The sequence below is a fragment of the Geobacter hydrogenophilus genome, assembly GCF_018501225.1.
GTDB classification, from domain to species: Bacteria; Desulfobacterota; Desulfuromonadia; order Geobacterales; family Geobacteraceae; genus Geobacter; species Geobacter hydrogenophilus.
In genome coordinates, this window is the sequence record NZ_JAHCZI010000011.1 from 1 (window position 1) to 22,482 (window position 22,482).

Sequence of the window (22,482 nt, forward strand, 5' to 3'; positions counted from 1 at the left end):
TGAGAAGTTCTCTCCCAGGGAGTGGTACACTTTTCAATTCCCGTAACTGGTACACTTTTACGTTCCCATTGACACCTGTTGTGAAACCTGTTTGCCGGCGAGGAGATCGAATACTGCCTGGATGTTCCCCTTGGTGGCCTGTTCGTCGGCAAGGGTGATGGGAACGATGTCGGCGTAAGGGTTCGCCCCAGGAACCCGGTTTTCAAGGGACTGGCGAATCTTTTGCGCATCGCTGGCGGCGTACTGGAGATTCCAGGCGCTGTTCTGGTAGCGGTTGACGCCGATGGTGACGAGGTACGCCTTTCCCCTGACCGGCGTGATGTCGACGGGCATGGCGAAGGCGCTGCGGTTGGTGAGGCTCTTCACGCCGTCGTCGTTGAAGGCATAGGCGGAGAACTCCACTTCTTTGATTCCCGCAGTTCTCGGCAGACGGATGTCGGTGAAAGTGACGGTTCCTTTCCCGTCGCGGTCCAGGTCGATCCTTCCTTCCTGAAAGCCGACCAGTTGTCCGGCGCGGAACAGCTTCAGGTCGGCAGCGCCGGTTTCCCGCTCCCGTTCGCCGATCTTCCGCTTCTGGCCGTAGACGGCGACCGTCACGGAAACGGTGTCCCCCTCCCCTTCGCGGGTGACCGAGGTGATGGCGACCGTCGGCAGCACCCGGTTGAGCGTCATCAGGTTCTTGACCGGCTTGAAGGTGTCGCCGTTAAGGATGCGCGGCAGCAGGCGGGGTTCGTAGTACTCCTTCATAAATACTTCAAGGGGCAGAGGAGTGAGTGGATCGTCAGGCAGAACCCAGTGCAGATCTTTGATCCCCTCAATATCGTTGGTGTCGAATCGCCCTTCCGGCGTGGCTACCGCCCACCCGCCGCCATCAAAGAACTTAATCGAGTAGGCTAAAACCGGATTCCCTCCAGTGGCAGCCGCAGCAGAAGCACTGTGCAGCACCCTGACGACATTGCCTGAAAGATAGAGATAAATCCGGTCATTTTTGCTCTGGACGCTCTGAAGGTGGCCGTAATCATACCCATGGTAGATCTGCTTGCCATTCTTCTCGTACAGAAACAGTTCTCCCGATGACGTGACAAAGAAGAGATGCTTCTCACTTATGCCGGCCTTGACGACGTTATCAAGCGTAACCGGAAGCGAAGCACCTGCCTTGGTGTAGGTGAAATGTTCGTTGTCATAGGTTGATATGGTTTCGTCGTCATACACCGCGACAATCCTGCCCCGTATTCTCCATTTTCCTCCCGTGGCCTTATCGACGAAGTAGTAGCGGTGTTGCTCATTGTGTTTATAGAGAATACGAGTACCAATGACCGTTATGACTGAAAGCGGTGTTTTGCTGATGCCGAACTGCTTGACTTCCTGTTCGCAGAAACTCTTGAAATCAAGCAGGTCATAGTATTTCAGGACCATCCTCGCTCTGTCGTAAACCACAAATTCCGATGTGCCCGCTATTGCAAGTGGCACTTCGTTGTCGAGCAGGAGATGACAGGTTCGCCTCTCGGGAGCGCTGACATCCAGACTGCAAACACTCTTTTCATCAGTCGCGGCAATCTTGGATTTTGCGACAAAAATTCTCGTAATAGTGCTTAACTCATCAAGCTTGACATTGGCAGAGTCCAGATTTTCCGTATCGTACAGGGTCAACACATTGCCACTATATACGACATCGCCTGTGACCAGAGCCTGGGGGTTCACTCTGAGGGCAGGGACATTTGCCAATCGTTGCGCTGAAGACACCGTAAACTTGATCCTCAGGGTTTCTCCATTGCGCTCTACCAACATCGGTATGACTTGACCGGGAGGAATTTGTGAAACATAGCCACTAAAATTCCGTTGCGTCGTGGTGCTTGTGATTTCAAGATCACCAATTCGCTTCAGCCTGTCCCCAACCTTCAGCTCCGATGTATTTTCAACGTCACCGAACAAAAATTCTTTAACAACATAATTCCTGGAATCATATTTGATGCCGAGCGTCGCTTTATAATTCTTTCTCAGCAAAATTCCATGTGTCGTGTATATGTAGTCAGCCAACCTTGTTGACACCTTATACCCGGCATCATTGACCGTTGCTGCGACAATATCCTCATTGGTGGTATTTGCAAGGATCGCAACCCCATTCCGGCACACCTTGAATCTGTTCTTCTCGAATTCGAGAGCGATTTGTCCGCTACCGGTTGCGCCGGCATTCCCAGAGCATCTCTCGAAAATCAGTTTCGGTTCCACCTTCGCACACAAATCCTCAATAATTCGATACCGTGATGCAGGATTAGCAAACAAATCTTTCATATATGGGGTAATTTTGTCATTTTTATAGACGACTCTGAATATGTCCGCATACTGATAACCATCGAGAGCCCATCCGTATGTGATTAAATCCTCTGCGTTAAGGTAATTTTTCAACCTGTACAGGTCGTGATTCTGCATGACAGATATTGCAGTCCGATAGTCATGTCTCTCAAGGCTGGTTACAAACAGATTGAACGCTAGCATCAACTGCTGCTTTTCATTCAAGTTCATCAAACGGCTATATGCGTCTCTAACCAATTTGTCAGCCCTGTCGATATTTCCGGATGCTCTGGTTATGCCGGCAAAGAGCGAGACAATATCTATCATGTCGCCATCGTCTTGATTCAAATCAAGAGTGCTGTTCAATGCCATAGAATCGAGCAGCAGTAAATTTCTGGTGGTTATATATTTTCCAATATATTTTATATAAATGGCATGTTTTACAATTCTGTTAATATTCCCTAGTGCTTCTTCAATATTTCCTCTCCTTTCTTCCGAAACACTAATACTGAGATCAAAAATATTCTCAAGTAATTCTATCTTGTCTTTCCTGTTGGTGAACAGTTCAATATAATTTTCCGGGAACGACTTGTCGTCAGCAAGGACAAAGAGTTCTGGATAGCTGTCAGTCAGAGGATGTTCAGGCAACTTGCCTGCCTCCAGGTAACAATGAGCAATCCTGCGCGAAACAGCATCTATTTCTCCGTATTCACTGAGATCTAGGGAATACTCCTCCTTGGATTTGTTGCATTGGTATTCTTGACTGTACTTTCCGTTTCTCCCCTCCCCAGACTTTCCCTTATCTTTACTATCGCCACCGGTACTACTGCAGTAACCTTGCAGCCACGTTTCAACATCATATTTGTTTTTAATAAGGGAGATATAATCGCGGCAACGTAATGCTGCAGACGCTGTATCGCCTCTATTGACATATAGTTCGACCAATGCCTCTGCGTACTCGCTTTTTCTGTCATCCGAAGAAACAGTGAGGGCCTGCTGGTACAGACGTTCGGCATCGTCAAATTTGCGGTACCGTTCATAGTGGGCCGCGCGCCTTGCCAAGTATTCGGCATAGGTTTTTCTGTCTTTGGTTGAACCTTGCGAGAGGATTCTCTCCCCTTGTTCGTAGTACTGCTCGGCAGTATCATAGTTACCCATTGCCGAGTTAAATTCGGCAAGTTTAGCCAAGGTCTCGACGGCGGCGTCATTATTTTCCAGGCTGATCCCGGCCATTGCCGCATTCATGGAAGTTAATGCCTTGCGGTATTTGTTGTAGGCCACATACCGTGCCTGCTTGTCATGGATAAACCCCGCCAGGGTGGAAACAATTTCCACCCTTTGCCCGCTTGCGGAAAAATCCGGAAGCCTCCCTTCCAGTAGCGAAATGGCTTTATCGTGATCACCCGAGCGATACGTTGCCTTAGCAAGGGGCAAGAGATAGTAGGCCACCATTTCGGCACCTTTCCCTTCCACGGCTTCCCGCAGTCCAAGCGCCTTTTCAAAAAGCGGAATCGCTTCGACGTGCTTTTCTTGCCGGTAGAACGACAATCCTTGGGATCGGGCAAGCTGGGCATTGAATCTGGCGTCGGCCTTTTTCCAGGCACCGGCAGCATCGTCTCCTGAAATTGCCAGTTTCAGCTCGGCCAGATCGTAATTGCAATTATCAACCGTCGCGGCAAGGTGCCGCTCCTGGAGGGTGCCGCTGGCACTGTCACCATTGAGTGAAAGCTTCAGCCTGTGCCCTTCTGCCAGCTCCTGTTCGGCAAAGGGGTAAACGACGGCAAGCGACCCGGCGTCCTTGCCGCTGAACTGGCCAGTGGCGATATCCGTTCCGGAGAAATAGCCGGTCACCCCGGTGGCACCCTGATCGAGCACCAGTTCCAGCTCCACCGCCTTACCTGCTTCTTTACCCGGGCATGCCCCGCCCGATATTGCCTTCACCTCCAGCGAACCCTTGTAAAGCACCGGCGCGGCTTGGAGTTTCGCTGAACAATAAAACAAAAGTATGATGATCAACAAATAACGTATTGCACGACTTGATTCCATTTAACCTCTGCCTCCCTCACCCTGGCCTGCCCTTGCATCACTTCCAGTTCCCCATGAGGATGAACGGCGCCCAATAGTAGGGATGGGCATAGGGAGCGGTTGCCTTTGCCGTCTCAGTCGTTCCCTCGTTTGCCGGTTTCCGCAGGCTGATCCCTCCACGGTCGGCCGGGGACGCGGCGCCCCCAGGTCGTATCTCGCCGGTGAGCAGCCGAAGCTGCGCCTGGCGCAGCGCCTCCACCTTGGTGAGCTTCCCCTCATGCTGACGGTAAAACTCTCGCATCAGCAGCGCCGTGCTCTCGTCGGCCACCGGCCAGAGGGTAGCGATGACCGCCTTGGCGCCCTGCCCCATGGCCAGGGCGCCGAAGCCCTCAATCTCCGCACCCTTGCCGCTTGAGCCCATGGCGGTTTCACAGGCAGATAGGGTGAGCAGTTCGCTCTCCTGGAAGTAGCTCCCCCCCTTGACTTGGGCCAGAGTCAGTCTGCTGCCGTCACCCAGGAGCAGGAACGAATCGGTGTCGGTGCCCGGGACGAATCTGAAGTGGCTGGCGATGTGCAGTACCGGTTTGCGTGCCGCAGCCTCCTGCAGCGCGACTTCGGTGAACTGTTTGTCCAGATGGATTTCGCCGGGGATGACACCGCCGGCGTCGCTGCGGATGATGCCGCTCAACTCCCCCGGCACCGAGGGTAGCGGTGAGAAGCCGGGCCATTCGGCGCTGGTGCCCAGGGCCGCAACCTGCCAGGTGGAGGCTGCGGGGAGCGCTACTTTGTCCTTAGCCACTTCGGAGTACATGACGGTGCGGTACCGGCTGACCAGATAGCCCTTCCCGTCATACAGGGCGGCAAAGGGAAGGTAGCGCAGAGCGCCGTCCAGGGAGAGCATGAGGGTCCAGGCTTTACTCTCCTGCAGCTCCTTCGCCACCGGGGCGATGAGGATGCCATAGAGTTCCCTGGCCAGGATCAAGGGGTCGGAATGGGGGTTTTTGAGTTGTTCGCGGAAGGCGAAGATCTTCTTGTTCAGTTCTGTGGCCGTGATGGCACTCTGCCGGGCCAGTTGCATGTCGGGGGTGGTGAGGAGTATATGCAGCCTGTCGTCCATGATCAGGTAGTGCAGCACGACGGAGCCTTCGCCCAGGGCCTTCAGGGTGCTGCGCAGGGCCGCGGTCTTGGCCAGCCCCTTTTGCCCCAGTTCTTCCAGGCGCTGCTCCCGTGCATCCTCGGCCAGCTTACGGGCATCTTCCCGCAGCCCTTTGATGAGGCGCTCCAGGAAGGCGTTGAAGGCGGCGGTCTGCTTTTTGTTCTCCTCTTCGAGAACCGCCAACCGCTTCTTTTCTTCTACACGGATGAAGCCTTTTTTCTGCAGCTCCCGCAGCTCTCCCAGCTCTTTGCCCAGTTCGGCGGCCCCGGCGGAAAGGGCCTCATATTCCTGCTGCCACGGTTCTTCGGCAGGGGTGAAACTGGCGGTGGTGTTCAGTTTGGAGGCATCGGCGGCGGAGCGCTGCACGTATTGAAAGTACTCCTCCTCCTTGAGCATTGCTAGTACCTGCTGGGCTTCGGCCAGGCGCCCCTGCTCAATGAGGAGATTTGCTAGATGCTTGTAATTTTCCTCTACGGTTCCGGTGAAGCTGTTCAGGACATTCTTGCCCAGCTTGGCGACGTTCTGGCGCAGACTCTGGATGGTGTTTACCGCCTGTTTGAGGAAGAATACCGCCGCTGTCGGGTTTTGCTGTTTCTCCAATGACTGGCCGTAGCAGTTATTAACCTTCCAGTGCAACTCTGGATTGCCGGTATCTGCAGCGATCGCCAGGGCGCGCTTGTAGAGCGGCTCCGCATCGGCGTAGCGGCCGGTGGTAGTGTACAGCACAGCCAGATTGTGAAGGGCGGCGGCGGTCTCTGCATGCTCTGGACCGAACACCTTTTCCCTGATCGACAGGGCACGTCTGTAGAGCGGCTCGGCATTGGCGTAACGGCCGGTGGTATCGTACAGCGCAGCCAGGTTGTTGAGGGAGTCGGCAGTGTCGGGATGCTTCGGACCGAGCACTTTCTCCCTGATCGACAGGGCGTGCTTGAAGAGCGGCTCCGCATCGGCGTAACGGCCGGTGGTATAGTACAGCACGGCCAGGTTGCTGAGGGAGGCGGCAGTGTCAGGATGCTCCGGGCCGAGCGCCTTCTCCCTGATCGACAGGGCATGCTTATAGAGCGGCTCCGCATCGGCGTAGCGGCCGGTGGTCTGGTACAGCGCGGCCAAGTTGTTAAGGGAGGCGGCGGTCTCTGCATGCTCCGGACCGAACACCTTCTCCCTGATCGACAGGGCACGTCTGTAGAGCGGCTCTGCCTCGGCGTAGCGACCGATAGTATCGTACAGTGTAGCCAGGTTGTTGAGGGAGATGGCGGTCTCTGCATGCTCCGGACCGAACACCTTCTCTCTGATCGACAGGGCACGTCTGTAGAGCGACTCGGCATCGGTGTAGCGGCCGGTGGTTTTGTACAGCAAGGCCAAGTTGTTGAGGGAGGTGGCGGTGTCGGGATGCTCCGGGCCGAGCACTTTCTCCCTGATTTCCAGGGCGCGCTTGAAGAGCGGCTCCACATCGGTGTAGCGGCTGGTGGCGTAGTACAGCACTGCCTGGGAGTTGAGGATGGAGGCGGTGTCGGGATGCTCCGGGCCTAGGGCTTTCTCTATTATCGCCAGGGCGCGCTTGTGGAGCGGCTCGGCATCAGCGTAGCGGCCAGTGGCCTGGTACAACGCGGCCAGATTGCTGAGGGAGGTGGAGGTGCCAGGATGCTCCGGGCCGAGGACCATCTCCCTAATCGCCAAGGCGCGCGTGAAGAGCGGCTCGGCCTCGGCGTAACGGCCGGTGGTATAGTACAGAACGGCCAGGCTGTTGAGGGAGGTTGCCAACTTTATCGATTCCGGGCCATATTCTTTTTCCTTAAGGTCAACCGTTTCCCGGTAATACAGTTCCGCCTTGCCCCACTGCTGCAACTCCATGTGACAGGATGCTAACTGTGCCATAATATCGGCCACGTCATGGGGACGAAGGCGCTGAGCGATTTCAAGGGCTTTCTGATAGAGCGGGATCGCTTCGGCATAGCTCTGTTTGTCTTCGAGATCCCTCCCTTGGGAAAAGTACCGGTCGGCAAGGGTAGTTTCCGGCAGATCAATCAGCCATTTGTCTGTCTCCGCAAGGGCCTTGCCGACCTCCACGCCGTGAAAGCGTTTCACTCCGTCATCCAGCATCTTTCGGGCCTCTTCGAGGCGTCCCGCGTTACCGTAAGCCCGCACCAGTCCGTTCAGAAACCATCCAACCGCCTCGGCAGTTTTGCCGTCGGCTTCTTCTCGCAGAGTCAAGGCCTTTTCGTAAAGCGGAATTGCCTCGGCGTATTTTTTCTGCCGGTACAGCGCCTGCCCCTGCGACCTGGCCAAACTGGCATTGAATCTTGCCTCGACCGTTTTCCAGGCAGTGTTGGCATCATCACCGGCAAGAGTCAGCTTCAATTGGGCCAGATCGTAATTGCAATTATCAACCGTCGCGGCAAGATGCCGCTCATGGAGGGTGCCGCTGGCACTGTCGCCATTGAGTAAAAGCTTCAGCCTGTGTCCTTCCGGCAGCTCCTGTTCGGCAAATGGGTAAACGACGGCAAGCGACCCGGCGTCCTTGCCGCTGAACTGGCCGGTGGCGATGTCCGCTCCGGAGAAATAGCCGGTCACCCCGGTGGCACTCTGGTCGAGCACCAGTTCCAGCTCCATCACTTTCCCGACTTCTTTCCCCGTGCATGCCCCGCCCGACGTCGCTTTCACCTCCAGCGTCCCCTTGTAGAGCACCGGCGCGGCCCAAAGAGGCACAGAGGAAAGTAAAAAAAACACCATGCCCGACAATACCCGTATGGCAGCCCCTCGTTGCTTTCCGGTCATTGCTCAATTCCCCTCAAATCCTTCTATTGATTCTCACAACCAGCAAATCCGCCCTGTCACCGCACCTCAAACATGGCGGAAGCCGCCCCCCAACGGGCGTTGTTGCTGTTCGTGGCAACACCGCTCCCCCTCGTTCGGCCCCCCATGGCATTTGCCAGATAATCCTCCAACGGATTGGCTCCACCTTTCATTGCGCCGCGGGTCCGGTACCCCCCCTGCTCGAAGAGGGAGACATCAAGCGGCACCTGCGAGGCAATGACTTTCAGGGTCTCCTGCCCCGGCTCTTCGATTATGAGCCCGGCAACATCGGCAAAGTCGCGGGTGGTGCGGGCAGAAACGAGTACCTCGCTGGCGCTGTTCTCCGGTTTCGGATATATCGCCTCTATCTTGCCTGCCTGGGTGATGTCGATCAGGTAACAGTACAGGTCCGTGGTGGAATTGTTCCGCACGCTCAGGGTGAGGATATCGCCGCGGGAAAGCTGCTGCTCCTGCATCTGATGGGCAGGAAAGGTGCCCACCTTGCGGTAGAGTCCCTTGGCCTTTTCATCCGGCACATCGAGACATCCGTCGCCCGTGCAGTTCTTGTCGGGAACGTAGCGGGTAATCATCAACTCGATCGCAGCGCCGCCACCGCCGGACTTTTCGCCGAGACTCCGTATCTCACGCACTTTCGCCATCTTGCGGAGATTTTCCGTCACAAGCTCCCTGGCACGTTTCGGATCTGACGCAGAAATCCTGAGATTCTCCCGCGTCGGGCGCTCATCGGGGGCCAGCACCCAGATCTCCGGTTGCGCAGCAGGGTCTGGCTGGGGGAGTGTCGCATTGGGCGTTTCTTTCACGTACTGGTCCCCCTGGCGTTTGGGGCGGATAACCAGCAGCAACAGGTCGGCTTCTTTCTGGGAGGTGGCCGGAGCATATCCCGGAATACCGGTCACGGCGTCGCGCAGGATGGCGGCCACGGGAGAATCCTGGCCAAGGTCGGCCCGCACGAAGACCCTCAGGGGCTCGAAAGGATAGACATGGGTCTCTTCGACCACAAGGTCGCCGGCCTTGAAGGTTCCGGCCGTAACATCGGCGGTGCTGGCAAAGGGCTGGACGGATGTTATGACCAGCGTCGCAGCGCCACCCTTTTTGCGGAACGTCGAGCCGATGGTCATGCCGGTGAATTTCCCGGCCTTGAGGGTAACGGCTTTGCCATCGTCCAGAACATCGGTGACCGGTATGCTCAGAACCGGCGGCGGGAAACTGCCGTCAAAGGCGCTGCGCCGTATCTCCCCCTCGATCTGGGGATGCTGGCGGGTCTCGCGCTCTTTTCCGATCAGGGCCACGGTGCGCTTGAAGACATCGTCCCAGGTGTCGCCCGGCGAGGATTGATAGAGCGCTTGAACCCAATGCCAGGTGAAGAGACCATAGCTTTTGCCGTCAGGGGCAGGAAACTCCCCGGCCTCCTGGTCATCGCGGGCAGCCCCGATCCGCACCCCGGCCTGCACGGGCAGGGCGAATTTCCGCTCGCCGAGAGGGTGGCGACGCATATCGACGGGGATTGCCCGCGTCTTGGGAGCCTCGCCCCGAGTCATGCTCCCCGAATGGCACGAATCGGAGACAAAGGCCACGTTCGCCGTCTTCCGGTAAATGGGGGCAAGCCACTCGCCGAGCTCATCATCCAGAATGTCGTAGTTGTCCGCATCCTTCATCCCGCCGCGTGCGTCACCCTTCCCTTCGGCTTTGACCCGCGCCCCGAAGGATACCCAGGTGGAATCCAAAGGCTGGTCGCCTGAAAAGCGGGGCTTCTCATCACCATTGAGGTCGGGGGTTCGTGAACCATGCCCCGAATACTGGATGTAGACGAAGTCTCCCTCCTTGACCCGTGCCGCCAGGTCGGCAAAGGCCTTCTGGATACTGCTGTGATTCGCTGCGGCGTTAGTCAGCACCCGAATATCGCTCTCCGCAAACCCGAAGCGATCCTTGAGCATCCCGCGCACAAGTTCCACATCGTTCAGGGTACCGTCGAGATTCCTGAAGCCGGTGCCGCCGTAGTCGGAGATGCCAATGAGAAGCGCATGTTGCGCAGCGCGGGCAGAAATGACATTCTGGCAGAGCACCATCCAGAGCAGCAACGGCAACAGACGCAATGCCTTCATAGGGAACTTGCCTCCATATTCATTTCATATAATCCGCCTTTATACAAAAGCGGCGCGGCAGGGAAATCTGCACACGCCAGCAAAACGAACACGGCTATCAGCATGGGGATCATTCCCGTCATGGGTGGCCCTTTCGACATCCTTCTGCAACACCTGCTAAGTTAGACGGACAATGCGTCCATTAATCTCAATAACAGGAATCCATTGTTTGCCCTGCTGACTCCCTCACTGAAGCGGCAAGCTCCCTGTCGAATGCGTCCGCGCCTGCAAGGTCGTCCGGCAAGAGTTCAGAGGCAGCCACAACCCTGAACAGTTCAGATATTTCGCGATAGATAGTCAATCGCCTCATCCCAGCCGCTGAAACGGTGCGGCCGCTGCCGAAAATAGGGCATGAGTTCGGCACTTTCAAACGGGTAATCCCTATTAACCGGACCGTAGAAACCAAAGGTGCCGGGAGTTTCCTTGAATGCGGCAATCAGGAATTTTCGCCCCGCATCATCGAGGAACACACGACTGAAATATCCTTCCGACTCTGACGAGCCCTGCTCGACCAGCTTTGAGAATCCGGCCGCCCTGATATCCGAACGCTCAGCCACACAACGAGCCAGGCGCGACCTTATGGCGGCAGCTTCATCAAGCACGATCATAGAAACGCCGTCCCCTGAAACGGGCGGCACCGATGCGGGGATTTCCAGATCAGCCATGGAGTTTGGCTCATACTCGGAGAAATAGGCACTGGGGCGCACCACCCCCTGATCTGCCAGAGTCCCTTCAATCGCTATCCGGACCTTGTTTTCCATCACCCTGAGAGCGGTCGTAAGGTGCGGGGCAATGTCCGCAAGGTTTTCCAGCAGCCGGCTGCAAACGTAGGTGGTGCAGGCAAGGTGCGAATTGCAGAATTCGACCCCCCGGGTATTGTAAAGCTTGCATTCGTGCCTGTTCTCCTGGTCCCGGCAGCACAAGCCGCCGCACACCTCGCGGCAGTATGCGCGCACCCCCAGATCGTCCAATAACCTGCCCACGGCAACCACCAGATCACGGTACTTCATTCTCAATCCTTTCGGTCTGCATAGTCTTTGGGGGGTTCAGAGCGGCAAGCCTGCGCCGATGCAACATGTTCCGCATACGTTCAAAGGGTTACCGCAATTTTACGAAGACGAAGTCTCCGCCATCATGGCCGGAGTTGTGGATGACTTTATATTGGGGCGTTTGTGCGCTGTGGCCGGCCACAGATTCCTTTATCTGGCGGGTTAACAGTTCCTCTGCGGTAAATTGGGTGTCAAAGGGGCTTGTAAGGGCCTTGACGAATGCATCGGCAAAGGGAGAGTGCCCGGTGGCGCCGTCGGCGACTGGTTCATTGCCGCCGCTGGCTATCAGGACACGGGATGGCTTGCCCATCATCTTTTGCAGATAATTATTTCGAGAACCCTCACCTGCAAGATTGGGATTGAATGAACGGGAAATTGTGCCGGCATAGCAGGAGTCCGACACGATAAGGACCTGGCGGGCCTTGCACCTGTGCAACTCGTCGGTGACATCCCTGGTCGGCAGCCATTCTGTGACCTCATTCTGATCGGCATCCACCGGCAGCCAGTAGGATGTGTCGGTCTCTTTATCGTGAAAGCCGTGACCGGCATAATAGATCAGGAGCCGGTCTTCTGGATTGAGCTCTTTCCTGATCCTGGCCAACTCCCGGGCAATACCGGATCGTGTCGCCATTGCGTCGATGAGAACCGTTGTTACGAAGCCATAGTCGTCCCGCAAGACTTGAGTGACTGTATTAACGTCGTTTATGGCGCTCGTAAGTGGCTGAATGTTCTTATAGCCATTAATGCCTATCAAGAGAGCATAGTTCTTGCCCTGGCCCGAGCCGTTTACGTTGTCTGCAAGAGGCACGCTGCCTGAGCGGTTGAGGGTAATGACTTGTTGCGACTTGTTTCCATTGGCATCAAAGGCGGCCACTACTATTTGGCTTTGGCCGGGGTTAAGCATGACATCGGCAGCAAAGGCGCCTTGATCATCTATGGTAACCTCCTTGCCATTGACCGTGACAGAGGCCACGCCACTTTCGTCGGTCGCAATCCCCTTCACCGCCAATTTCGCCCCCTTAGCAAGCGTTACAGGACCACGATTTACTATCGGGGATATGATGACTATCGAGGGAAGGGTCGTATCAACATGAGGTTGCACCGACATCTTGACCTTTTGGCGCACAGCCAAGGCAGCCGTTGCGGAACAAATAAACAGCAGCACCATGACTGCAAGACGAATCAGCATAGTTCAACCTCACTGCCAGGCAATTTTCACGATCTTTCACGGAGACGGAAACGCCAGACGAAAGCCGATGGAGTTGGCGCCATAGTTCGGATTCATCCGGTCGCGAAATGTTGTGCGCGAATCATTGGGCACGGAGCGCCACGAACTTCCACGAACTACCCGCTTTTCACCGTTATTCGGACCAGTGGGATTATCACGGGGACTATCCTGGTAATATTTTTCGGAATACCAATCTGACACCCACTGAGAAACATTGCCGGCCAAGTCATACACCCCCATCTCGTTGGGAGCGTAAAAACCTACTTTTGACGTGAATGGCCAACCGTCATCGTATCCGACCCCGATATCGTACTTCCACCCAGCAAGCTCACGTTTCAATGCCTCGTCTCCAACATTCCCCTGCTTTTCGCCGTTTCCCCACGGAAATTGATAGAACTTGCCGCCATCTCTTGCTGCATATTCCCATTCGGCCTCTGTCGGTAGCCGGTAGGATTTCCCGCTTTTCCCTGATAGCCACTTTATAAAGGTAAGAGCATCGTTGTAGCTGATGCAGACAGCAGGATGATTCTGGTTTTGGTAAAAACCGGGGCCGGCCCAGTTCCCCTCGGGGATCATGCCCCATTTAAGGCCGGCGTAGCTATAACACCCCTTATCGGTCTTGCGTGTCTCCGCATCGCTGAGGTAGCCGGTTTCGCCGACGAATCTTTCGAAATCTCCGCGAGTGACGTCATACTTTGCCAAAGCGTAGTTATCGACACAAACCACATGTGCCGGCGCTTCATCCGAATCTCCCTGGCCAAAGGTGTTGCCCATTTTGAAACATCCGCCTTTTACGGAGACAAACTCAATACCGAGGGTCGGGTCGACGAATACGGCCCTGCTTGTTCCTGAATTTTCTATGACCGATCCGCCTGAGGCCTCAATATCCCAAATGACATCACCATCTATTCCTCCTGGAATGTCCTTCAGAACATCCCACCAGATTTTTTTACCCTTGCCGATTGTTACGTTTTTCCCGACATCGCCACTGATTGTAAGCTTATCGGCAGAATAGCGCTTACCGGCATATTCGATAAAAACCGTGATATCTGAATCTTTCTCATCGGACCTGCCTACAAGATCAAAGCTCGCGAGTCCCCGGTCCCCGACTTGGACGGGTTTCAAGTTCCTTATCTCAGCAGCATTCAGAGCTTGAGCGCAGCCGATAAGGATACTTAATGGCAATAGAACTCGCATGAGGATACTTATAAACTCATGGAACATGGCAAGCCCATTTCTCGTACAGTGGACGTGATAAAAGCCGAAGGACTTGTACCAAGCGAGTCATTTATCCCCCTTGTTTTCAGTAGATCAGCGTTTTCAGCACGGTTTCACCGCCATCATCGGTAAGCAACATTGTGACGATACTACGCTCGTCATCAACTTTTCCGCTTACTGAAACAGAACCATTCAGTGCGGCAAGCCTGATTATGAGCCCAAGATTGGCGAGGTTGCGGACACGCCACACCTTGTAGCGGTCATCCTTCAGGCCAATAACGACACCGGCAGCTGTGATCCGGTAATCCTCGTGACACCCCTCAAGCTCTTCGTAGTCATCACTCTTGCGGTCAAGCTCAGCAAATACGGCTCTGTTGCCGCACGAAACGGGATTGTTGGAATCGCCGCAGGTGGGGGATGGCTCGATAATGACGCTATCGGTCCCTCTTTTCAGGTCAAGAGAGGCAAAGGAACGGAGAAAATAGGATGCCAGTTCGCCATGCTGTCGCTGGCTCAGTTCGCCGGCGACAAAGCTCACCTGTGAACGCTCTTTGTTCTCTTCCAGTTCCAGGGTCACGCGGTCACCAGGGCGGACTTTCTCAAATTCTCCAAGTGCCTCCTCCACATTGCGAATGGTCACCCCGTTGATTTTGGCAAGCGCGTACCCTTCCCGCCCCTTTAGAGCCTCTGCTCCCGGGCCACCTGGAACAATGCCCGAAATGCGTGGGTGTGCCGTTTCGGCAACTGTTTTATCCTTACCAACCCTGTTGGTCAGCGTGAGCCCCATGTAAGCGCGAACAACTCTTCCCTGCTCGATAAGATCGTCGACAACCCTTCGGGCTATGCCTGATTCGAGGGCAAAATTGAGCTGGGGCTGAACAAATGTGCCGAATTTCCGCTCTACAATCTCGATCTGGGTGTTGATTCCGACAACCTCGCCGGCGGCATCTATCAACGGTCCACCGCTATTGCCCCAAATGGTGGTTGCCGAACTCTGCAGATAGCCGAACTTGCCGGTCATCCCACCACGAACCCGATTCTTGCCGCCGATGATCCCCTGGGTAACGGTGTAGGGGAAATCTCCAAGGGGATTGCCGATGGCAAAAACCTGCTCGCCGATCCTCGGCTCATCCTTGCGGAAGTCGATAACGCTCAGCTCTGTTCCGGGCTGGCGGTCGGTGAACTCAAGCACCGCAACGTCATAAAACGAGTCCGCGCCGATTACCCGCACAGGGTACCTGGTGCGATTGATGCTGAACGCGGCGATGGATCCGCTCTGGTCGGCAGCATCGTCGATAACGTGGGCATTAGTGACGATGTACTTCTTGCCGCCGCGCTCTACCACAAAACCGGAACCGCTGCTCTGGACGCCGGACAGATCGAGGGACTTCGCATAGGCGATATCACTGGCCGTACTGGCAAAACCATAGGCAGTCCCGATATCCGACCCTTCAAATACACCGATGGTTACGATGGCCGGCAAAGCCTGCTCCAGCATATCCGGCACGGACGCGACTTGCTGCTTCACCGGTCCAGGGTGTCCTGCGTAGACGGGCAAGACATCACAGCTCAGGCCTGCCACGGCAAGGGCGGCTGCCATGGCCAGCGACGAAATACGGCTGATCCCGGAAAGATCGTTCATCATGAAATTTCCTTTCTGCATGCGATTGAAAAACATCAGATCCCCCCCCGCGGAAAAAAGGCAATGCCGCGTACCATATCCCCTGTGATGTCGGCGACAAATCCATCATAAACAAGCGCTGCGCCGGCTGGAGTGCGCAGCTCCCGCAGGGGAGTGCCATAAGCCTTGCGAAACGCGTCAATTGTTTGCGGCTTCTCCACAACCATCTCAACAAGGTCGACCATGTCATCTTTTACCAGTGCCGTCACCCCCTTGCCGGCATACACTTGTACCTGCACGGTCCCCAGAGTGAACTCTTTCTTTGCCATGGCGTGAAGCAGTTTTGGCGTGGTCCCCTGAACGTCACCAAGAGGAATGGGTGACTTGGGAGCGGATTTCGCTTTGGCTGTTGCAACAGGTACCTGCTTGCCAAGAAGCCTGCCGGCAGCCGCAGCGAATGGGCCGTCCTTTTCTACGGCGAGAAAGGCATTGAGGTGCGACTGCATAGCAGCAGTTCTTCCCCGCTCCTGCTCGAAGGCGGCCATGTTGTAAAGAGCATCCGCGCTTGGGGTCGGCCCTTCAGCATAACTCCCGAGCAAGGCCAGCGACGCCTCCACGGTATCTATGGCATTGGCGCGTCCAAAGAGATAGAGCGCGACTGCCTTGGCCGATGTGGCGTTCACATCCCCCGGTTTTATTCGAAGGGCAGTTTCGGCTGCGGCCATGGCCCTGGTAGGTTCGCCTGCCATGATATACGCAGCGGCAAGATTCACCGGCGCGGGGAAGTAGCCGGAATCACGCGACTGGGCTAGTTCGAGATTGCGCACGGCCTCGGCAATATAGGTTTTGTAGGTTTCGTCCTGGAAGCAGCGGGAGGCCTGCGACAGGTCGCCTTTACCGCGGGTTGCAGCGGCAAGGGTTTCAGAATCGAACAATGTAGGGAGCTTGAAGCGGTAGGGCAGACTGGCATCACACTGGCTGAGATGCCCCATGGCCAGTTGGAAGTAACTCAATCCCAGGTCGTTAAATACTTCACGGCTCGGGAAACGCTCGCGAAAACGCCCCAGAAAGGCTACAGCATCTTCGTAGCGACCCTGCTGATAGTAGCGGACTCCAATCCTGAACAGCTCCAGTTCCTCTGCCACCGATGCAAGGTTGACCCTAAGGAAATCAGCCCGCTGGGCCGGCGTCGGATGCTCCGGATCCTCGTAGGCAACCTTGCCGGTGATCTGGGATACGAAATCCTGGATGAAATTGGTCCCATCGCCGCTGACCACATCATGGGGATCGTAGCCGGCCATCGCCATGATTACGATTCCGTAACCGTCGGCCTGGAGTTCTTTGATTTTGGCCACCTCCCTGGCATGAACACCGGCTCCGAGATCAGAGGTGCTCTGGATATACGAAGATACCGCCGCCAGCTCCTTACCGCTGCCAGCAAATTCCTGAACCGCCTGAGACGCCCGGGAATGCCAGAAGTCGTCTTTGGACTGGTGGGAGAGTTCATGCCCCAGCACAAATGCCAGACGGGCATCACCCCTCTCGGGCGTTACACCCTTATAACAGGTCTCAAGCCCTCCTCTGCTCAGGATAATGGTGCCGTCAGGGATTGCCGCCGCCCAGGGATCACCCTTCTCCCGAATGACTAGCAGTCGAGGGAGCCGGCCGGCCGCTTTGTCTGCTGCGGCAGCAACGCGCGAGAATACATCTGTTGCCCGCACTGCGAGGGGTTCATCCTTTGCGGAAACTGCCCCGTAACGACTGAGCCACCATTCGGCGCTATCCTTCGGATTCTGTTCAAGAGCAGCAGCAGGGGCAGACATCGAAGCGGCAACGATCATCACCGATAGAATTAAGTGGCCTATTGCTTTCATCGTCTCCCCAATCTCAGGTTCCCTGAAAGGATGTTGCCAAGTCTCCTTAAGGCAAGAGGCGGGTGTGCACCCCGCCTCTCTCCCTCGCTCTCTGTTGCATTACTTTGTGAGTATGCCGAAACAAAAATCCGTGTTTTTGTACACATCAACGGTGTAGGCAAATTTGCCTGTCCACTTTGGCGTATGCGACGCTACTGCCATGCGGACATCAGTGTCTTCCTCGATCAATTTTTCATTTTCGTCGAAGACCTTTACCCTGATCTTGGTTTCATCTTCAACGGCCACGCCTACGGCCGCATAGGTTACGTCTGCCTCTCTATTACCAGAGTACCGTTTGACTTGAGAGGTGGTCAGGTCGTCGGCATCGGCATAGTCAATCTCATACCCTTCTCCGGCTAACTTGAGAAAGGCAGCCGTGCAGAGGAGCTTGGAACCTTCACTTGCCGCGGCAAAGGCCGAACCGGCGGAACAGAGCATTACAGCTGCAACCATGGCGATAATTTTCTTTTTCATCGTATTTCCCCCTTAAGACATGGTTTCTTGAATTGCGGCAAGTGCCTTAAGTGCAGCTTTCACTTCGGCACCGGTAATTTTGGTCTTTTCAAGGGCAGCAAGGGAGGTGAGGCCGTCTGTTGCCCCCTGTGGCAGGTTCAATCCTTTCATTTCTTCAAGGAAGTAGGATGCCATGTTGACTCCGTTGAGGAAATTTCCGGCGAGGTTGCTTTTCTGCTGTTGTGAGGCCAGAAGCGCCAACCGGGTAGACTCAGTCCATTCGCCGAGTTTCTGGTATGCAGTCTTACCCTCCTTTTTTACAAAATCATCCAGGAAGGGGCGAAGGACCGGCATACTGGCGGCGCTCACCGCCTTGAGATCAGTTCCGCCGGTTATGGCGGCTTTGATGTTTACGACGGATATGACAAGCGGCGTCGGGGCTCCAAGGGCTGTCAGGCCCTCTGCCAGGGTATCCACAGCTTTGAGCGATTTGTCCTTGTCGCCGGCCAGAAGCGTTGTTTCAAGGTCGGCCAACAGAATCCCGAGCTTGAAGGAACCTTTTTCCTCGGAGACGCCGGTAGTAAAGCCATAGGCCTTTGCGGAAGCAGCCTTTACCCCTTTGGCAAGACGCTTTGCTCCGGCCGACTTAGTGGCCCCTTTTACCAACACGCGTGATGACGGGGGCACCACGACTGTCTTCTTCTCCTGCTTCGGGGCATCTGCCCCGATCGCCGTACCGGCAAACATGAGCCCAACGGCAACAACTGCAGCAATTCTTGAAAGTCTCATTATTGTCCCTCCTTGTTTTTATCTCAGCACAGCTGAGCAGTCTTGATACTGTTAGACGGACACATTGCCCATTTCCGATCGAAAATTTTCGTTCACTCCTTTCTGCCCGGTACAATCGTGATGCTGATCGTTTCCCCCAGACGTTTGAGCCGAATTGAAACGGCTTTTCCAGGCCTTTTGCTGCTCAACTGCTTCAGCAGATCTTCAGAACTGTTCACCTTGCGCCCGTCAACAAATAGAATACGGTCATCGGGCTTCAGCCCCGCTTCGTGAGCCGGACTCCCCACATCGACAGAGTCAACGACAGGAGAGCCATCCCCCTTGAGACGGATACCGATATACATGCCCTCCGCCTCATCCTTTCCTCTCATCAACTCTTTTACCCTGTTTGACGGAACGGCAAATGCGAGCCCGACATTGAATCCTTTTCCGCCCTGCCCTGTGGCAGGGGTGTAAATGGCATGGGAAACGCCGATGACTTCGCCGTCCATGTTGAGCAATGGGCCACCGCTGTTACCGGGGTTCAGGGGGGCATCGGTCTGGATGAGTCCTGAAGTCCCCTCGCCAAGGGAGCGGTTGAGTGCGCTTACAATGCCGCTTGTCACCGTAAAGGTAATGCCGAAGGGGTTGCCGATTGCGATAACCGGTTCCGCTATTTCCACCGCTTCGGAATCGGCAAGGGGCATGAACGGGAATGGGCCGTTGCCCCCTTCGACTTTCAACACTGCCACATCGTTTTCCTGTGATGACCTGGTTACCCGGGCACGGTAGATATTTTTGTCCCATGTGGTCACATACACTTGCCTGTGCCCCTCAATCACATGCTCCGCAGTCACCACAGTCCCTGTTTCGTCAACAAAAAAACCAGAACCGACCACAGCAATATCGTCGAGAGTTACGGAATCACTTTTCGGGTCCCACTGGGGCTTACCCTTCTTTCGGAATTCTTTTTCCTCACGCTTGTATTGTTTCTGGAACTCTTCCCAGAAAGAATTGTCCCCCGCGAACCGAAACCCTATCCTGGTCCTCTTGTCGACACCAATTCCAACCACAGCCGGCATGGCCTTCTTTACCATACCGACCTGCGGCAAAGGCGCAGGAGCAGCAATGGCGATTGATCCAGAACCAACCACCAGCAGAAGCATTCCGGCAAGCGATGACAAAAATGAGACCATCATCCCCTTCGCACCAATGGCCCAAAACCCTGCAGTTACTGCATCACGGATCGCAGTTCCCATTATCTCACCGTCACTACAAAAACTTGCTTGGTTATCCCGCCTGCACTATCGCCTAGCGTAAATCTGATTTTGTGAACGCCGGAAGGGACCTTGGCCTGAGCAACATGAATTCCCGTAGCAGAGGCATAGGGACGCACGCGAGAGGTAACATTCAGCGGCATGAGTTTAAGGGCCTCAACTTTGAGCGTGCCGAGATCAACCGAAGTTCCGGGTCTGGGAGTAAATTTCACCCTCAGGCTGAAAGGAGACTTCTGTTCCTGTTCCAGGCTCGGCGAAACCAGTTCTACCGCAGGCCCCGAATTTTCAAGAATCTGACTAGAAGCAAAGCCATATGACCTTTCATTCGGAATCGCACCTTCAGCGGATGTCAGGAGCTCGACTTCCGTAGAATCTGCCAGACAAAGCGATGCTGCCATGCATATTCCTGCAAGTATCGTCAACAAACGAAGCCTCATGTTTCGTACCTCCTCCCATCACCCATTAACACTGTTGGCACGACCGTCATCGACCCTTCAATGGATATCAGCTATTTCGTTCAGCAATCGTCGAATGTCACGATAATCCTTGTCAGAAAGGACCTGTCCCTCTTTGTACCGGGAGAGCTTCTCCAGGGCCTCCCTGACCGGCGCAGGGAGTTTCCCTTGTCCAGGATCGGCAAGAAAGTATTCAATAACCACGTCATTCACTATAGTCGACACTTCGTGCTGAGACGCCATACGCGCTGCTTCGACCCACGCTCCTAAACGGAATGACACAAGCTGGCCTGAAACTTCTGCGTGACGCTCTAATTGCCGGGCAATCTCAAGGCATTGTCCCCTCGATAACGGAACATCTCCCGGAAGCAGGCGCTTCACGCCAACCTCATTTGCATCATCTCCAAGCAAGACAACGAGACGATCAAGAACAGTCCGCTGATCTCCAATACTCGAGACATTCACTGCGGCGGCAAGGTCCAGAAGAGCAACACCGCTCCTAAAGCCAGCATGCGAAGGATCAATGGCACCACTGAAAGCGTAATGAGTGCCTGGTGCTTTCGGAACTCTCACTCCCGATTTTCGGTCAAGCACATTTAGCGCGTACGCAACTGCAGTCGGTTTAAAGGTCTCCATTGTGTTACGGGGAGAACTCGGAAGAGGACGAGATGATCGGGATTTGATCGGGGGGAGAGAAGACGGCGCCGACGCTGGTCGTGGTTCCGGGAGTGGTTGCCCGGGCATGACCGAAGGAGCCTTCGCCGTCTGTACCGGTACCTGCGGCTTAGCCATAATGACTGCAATAACTACCGCAGCCACCGCTGCCAATGCTGCAGCGGAACCGAACCACCTTCTCCGCTTTGCTGGCTTCTGACGTTGCAGCCTTGCCGCAAGCGTATAGGTTGCGAGACAACGATCGCAGGAAGCAAGGTGGGCCATCAGTCGGTCACGCTCGAGCCCAGACAGTGCCCCGGCGAGTAGTTCGGTCAGTGCAACTTCGCTTGGGCAGCAACCAGTGTGCTCAACCGTGGCAATTTCTGCGGAAAGCGCCCTGCCAAGGGTCTCATCACGCTGCTTTCGGGATATGTCACTCTGTTTATTGTTCATTACCGTTACATTATTTGACGGACAGATTGGATTTTCATACCAAGTCGTCGAAACTGACCCCTTTCCGGAGCAGCTCCTCTCGACACTTCTTCAAAATGTACCGGATTTTCCGGTCCACCTGCTTGGGGGACAGTCCGGTAAGGACAGCAATTTCACCAACATCACAAGGTTCCACATCATCAATGGGGAATCTAAGCCGCAGGATCAAACGCTCCTCGCCACAGAACCCGTCAATGAGCCCCTCAAGTATCTCCCTACAGCGCAACCGTTGGACGTTGGAGGAGCACATGTCTTCAGGCGTCTGATTATGGACAACTACAAGCTCCCCTTCCTCTCCCCAAGCCATCTCCAAGTCGCCGTCAGAATGACAACGACTGCGGCGTCCGAGTAATCCTTCATGGATTTCACGCAGTTGATCCGGCGTAGCTTGAATGGAAAATGTGGTTTGAAGAATATCGACGGCTTCATCTGCCGTGTGTCCGCGCCCCACCATGAGTTCATAAACGTGAGACCCAAGGGTGCCATAGCGTTCAGCCCGTTCCCTGGCCCGATTGCGCCCGGTACGCTGGCGAACGATATCAACAACCAATCGACTGATAACGGTGGTGAGATAGGTAGGGAGGGATGACCGGCCCTTGAACTCTCTCAAACGCCGGTAATCGTCCTCACGAAGATGGTCAACTGCCTGGATGAAAAGCTCGTCGGCATCGATGACAACTTGCTGCTGAACAACGTATCTTGCTCCACCCTCTCCGGTAATACCGTGATAGCCGCCATATCCTCGAATCCCCGAGGCAGCCTTTTCGCAGATCGTGGCGACACAGTCGAGATTTTCATTAAGGAACTCTCGATAGTCATCAGATTCAAGGCTTGATGGAACCTGCGGATTCCCCGGTCGTTTGCGAATCAGAAAACGGGTCATGACATCTCATGGATTAAGACACTTATTCTTCCCAATCCAACTT

Annotated in this window: 15 protein-coding genes and 1 pseudogene; 1 reads left to right on the plus strand and 15 read right to left on the minus strand. The window is 55.2% G+C overall.

The window, feature by feature from the left end; genetic code table 11:
• Positions 1-57: 57 nt before the first annotated feature.
• The 13 genes from KI811_RS14620 to KI811_RS18680 form a co-directional block, all read right to left on the minus strand.
• On the minus strand, positions 58-4,338 hold the full coding sequence (locus KI811_RS14620; RefSeq protein ID WP_214187218.1) for a tetratricopeptide repeat protein: 4,281 nt from the start codon (positions 4,336-4,338) through the stop codon (positions 58-60).
• Positions 4,339-4,375: 37 nt separating this feature from the next.
• The gene (locus KI811_RS14625) at positions 4,376-8,248 is read right to left on the minus strand and encodes a tetratricopeptide repeat protein (protein WP_214187219.1); all 3,873 of its coding nucleotides are present in this window, start codon (positions 8,246-8,248) and stop codon (positions 4,376-4,378) included.
• A gap of 56 nt (positions 8,249-8,304) precedes the next feature.
• The gene (locus KI811_RS14630; protein WP_214187220.1) at positions 8,305-10,389 is read right to left on the minus strand and encodes a caspase family protein; all 2,085 of its coding nucleotides are present in this window, start codon (positions 10,387-10,389) and stop codon (positions 8,305-8,307) included.
• Between the two features lie 314 nt (positions 10,390-10,703).
• The gene (locus tag KI811_RS14635; protein WP_214187221.1) at positions 10,704-11,438 is read right to left on the minus strand and encodes a hypothetical protein; all 735 of its coding nucleotides are present in this window, start codon (positions 11,436-11,438) and stop codon (positions 10,704-10,706) included.
• A gap of 88 nt (positions 11,439-11,526) precedes the next feature.
• Positions 11,527-12,666: a caspase family protein gene (locus tag KI811_RS14640; protein ID WP_214187222.1), complete on the minus strand. Its 1,140-nt coding sequence runs from the start codon at positions 12,664-12,666 to the stop codon at positions 11,527-11,529.
• A gap of 36 nt (positions 12,667-12,702) precedes the next feature.
• The gene (locus KI811_RS14645) at positions 12,703-13,929 is read right to left on the minus strand and encodes a formylglycine-generating enzyme family protein (RefSeq protein WP_214187223.1); all 1,227 of its coding nucleotides are present in this window, start codon (positions 13,927-13,929) and stop codon (positions 12,703-12,705) included.
• Between the two features lie 79 nt (positions 13,930-14,008).
• A complete protein-coding gene (locus KI811_RS14650; RefSeq protein WP_214187224.1) occupies positions 14,009-15,601 on the minus strand; it encodes a S1C family serine protease in 1,593 nt (530 codons plus the stop codon).
• On the minus strand, positions 15,601-17,418 hold the full coding sequence (locus tag KI811_RS14655; RefSeq protein WP_214187225.1) for a M48 family metalloprotease: 1,818 nt from the start codon (positions 17,416-17,418) through the stop codon (positions 15,601-15,603). Before KI811_RS14655 ends, KI811_RS14650 begins: the two co-directional genes overlap by 1 nt.
• Before the next feature lie 99 nt (positions 17,419-17,517).
• Positions 17,518-17,931, minus strand: coding sequence for a hypothetical protein (locus KI811_RS14660; RefSeq protein WP_214187226.1), 414 nt, complete (start codon positions 17,929-17,931; stop codon positions 17,518-17,520).
• Positions 17,932-17,943: 12 nt separating this feature from the next.
• Positions 17,944-18,657, minus strand: a complete 714-nt coding sequence (locus KI811_RS14665; protein ID WP_214187227.1) for a hypothetical protein — start codon at positions 18,655-18,657, stop codon at positions 17,944-17,946.
• 134 nt (positions 18,658-18,791) lie between these two features.
• Entirely contained in the window at positions 18,792-19,937 is a 1,146-nt protein-coding gene (locus KI811_RS14670; protein WP_214187228.1) for a S1C family serine protease, read from the minus strand.
• Positions 19,937-20,353 (minus strand): hypothetical protein, encoded by a 417-nt coding sequence (locus KI811_RS14675; RefSeq protein ID WP_214187229.1) that lies wholly within the window; start codon positions 20,351-20,353, stop codon positions 19,937-19,939. The genes KI811_RS14670 and KI811_RS14675 overlap by 1 nt, the downstream gene beginning before the upstream one ends.
• Before the next feature lie 96 nt (positions 20,354-20,449).
• Positions 20,450-20,983, minus strand: coding sequence for a hypothetical protein (locus KI811_RS18680; RefSeq protein ID WP_246551788.1), 534 nt, complete (start codon positions 20,981-20,983; stop codon positions 20,450-20,452).
• Positions 20,984-21,152: 169 nt separating this feature from the next.
• Here KI811_RS18680 and KI811_RS18810 point away from each other — a divergent pair, with 169 nt between their 5' ends.
• Positions 21,153-21,284: a hypothetical protein gene (locus tag KI811_RS18810; protein ID WP_281415220.1), complete on the plus strand. Its 132-nt coding sequence runs from the start codon at positions 21,153-21,155 to the stop codon at positions 21,282-21,284.
• 47 nt (positions 21,285-21,331) lie between these two features.
• On the opposite strand, the pseudogene KI811_RS18980 reads toward KI811_RS18810, so the two are convergent.
• Positions 21,332-21,517, minus strand: a pseudogene (locus KI811_RS18980) (hypothetical protein); the annotation flags it as partial.
• 34 nt (positions 21,518-21,551) lie between these two features.
• Positions 21,552-22,439, minus strand: a complete 888-nt coding sequence (locus tag KI811_RS14685; protein ID WP_214187231.1) for a sigma-70 family RNA polymerase sigma factor — start codon at positions 22,437-22,439, stop codon at positions 21,552-21,554.
• Positions 22,440-22,482 lie beyond the last annotated feature (43 nt).

Excerpts from the sequence above, each read along its gene's own strand:
- KI811_RS14675 (WP_214187229.1), bottom strand. The coding sequence starts at position 20,353 with ATGGCAGCATCGCTTTGTCTGGCAGATTCTACGGAAGTCGAGCTCCTG.
- KI811_RS14650 (WP_214187224.1), bottom strand. The coding sequence starts at position 15,601 with ATGTTTTTCAATCGCATGCAGAAAGGAAATTTCATGATGAACGATCTT.
- KI811_RS14640 (WP_214187222.1), bottom strand. The coding sequence starts at position 12,666 with ATGCTGATTCGTCTTGCAGTCATGGTGCTGCTGTTTATTTGTTCCGCA.
- KI811_RS18810 (WP_281415220.1), top strand. The coding sequence starts at position 21,153 with ATGACCGAAGGAGCCTTCGCCGTCTGTACCGGTACCTGCGGCTTAGCC.
- KI811_RS14660 (WP_214187226.1), bottom strand. The coding sequence starts at position 17,931 with ATGAAAAAGAAAATTATCGCCATGGTTGCAGCTGTAATGCTCTGTTCC.
- KI811_RS14655 (WP_214187225.1), bottom strand. The coding sequence starts at position 17,418 with ATGAAAGCAATAGGCCACTTAATTCTATCGGTGATGATCGTTGCCGCT.
- KI811_RS14630 (WP_214187220.1), bottom strand. The coding sequence starts at position 10,389 with ATGAAGGCATTGCGTCTGTTGCCGTTGCTGCTCTGGATGGTGCTCTGC.
- KI811_RS14635 (WP_214187221.1), bottom strand. The coding sequence starts at position 11,438 with ATGAAGTACCGTGATCTGGTGGTTGCCGTGGGCAGGTTATTGGACGAT.
- KI811_RS14620 (WP_214187218.1), bottom strand. The coding sequence starts at position 4,338 with ATGGAATCAAGTCGTGCAATACGTTATTTGTTGATCATCATACTTTTG.
- KI811_RS14625 (WP_214187219.1), bottom strand. The coding sequence starts at position 8,248 with ATGACCGGAAAGCAACGAGGGGCTGCCATACGGGTATTGTCGGGCATG.
- KI811_RS14670 (WP_214187228.1), bottom strand. The coding sequence starts at position 19,937 with ATGGGAACTGCGATCCGTGATGCAGTAACTGCAGGGTTTTGGGCCATT.
- KI811_RS14645 (WP_214187223.1), bottom strand. The coding sequence starts at position 13,929 with ATGTTCCATGAGTTTATAAGTATCCTCATGCGAGTTCTATTGCCATTA.
- KI811_RS14665 (WP_214187227.1), bottom strand. The coding sequence starts at position 18,657 with ATGTTTGCCGGTACGGCGATCGGGGCAGATGCCCCGAAGCAGGAGAAG.
- KI811_RS14685 (WP_214187231.1), bottom strand. The coding sequence starts at position 22,439 with ATGACCCGTTTTCTGATTCGCAAACGACCGGGGAATCCGCAGGTTCCA.